The sequence below is a fragment of the Hungatella sp. SL.1.14 genome (assembly GCF_024460495.1).
In the GTDB taxonomy this organism is placed as follows: domain Bacteria; phylum Bacillota; class Clostridia; order Lachnospirales; family Lachnospiraceae; genus Hungatella; species Hungatella hathewayi.
The window spans coordinates 1-418 of the sequence record NZ_JANFYJ010000138.1 but is presented as its reverse complement, the minus strand read 5'-3'; the positions used below and the strand labels follow the sequence as shown (position 1 = coordinate 418).

1 protein-coding gene and 1 pseudogene are annotated in these 418 nt (G+C 53.1%); one reads left to right on the top strand and one right to left on the bottom strand.

Annotated elements, in window-relative coordinates; all coding sequences use genetic code 11:
* Positions 1–75: UvrB/UvrC motif-containing protein (locus NE473_RS30355; protein ID WP_256265571.1), on the top strand; the 75-nt coding region annotated here is incomplete at its 5' end.
* Here NE473_RS30355 and NE473_RS30350 read toward each other — a convergent pair.
* Positions 61–418, bottom strand: a pseudogene (locus NE473_RS30350) (hypothetical protein); the annotation flags it as partial. The gene NE473_RS30355 and the pseudogene NE473_RS30350 overlap by 15 nt on opposite strands.

Genomic DNA, 418 nt, shown 5'->3' with positions numbered 1-418 from the left:
GAGGACTATGAGACCGCTGCAGTCTGCCGTGATAAAATCAGAGAATTAAAGAAAGGACATGAGGCGAATGCTTAGATGGTTACCATGAATGTACTTCACGGCATCATGCAGCTGGTCGGAAAGCTCCAGTCCCTCGATAGGATTCACAGTGTAGTCCATACCATGAGCAGTGCTTACCCGCTCCTGTCTGCCCAGCACCATTTCCGGGTGGTCAATAAAATACCGGTTGATGGCAAACCCATCCTCCGTTTGTCCGGTCTGAGTCCATTCCGGCACGATGTCCAGCGGACGGTCCCGCTTTTGGAGAAAAATGATGTCCGATACAACCTCGGCACCGGCATTCTTTTTGAACGCATCATTGGGCAGACGGATAGCGCCCAGCAGCTCAGCACGCTGGGCAAGATAGCGGCGCACGGTG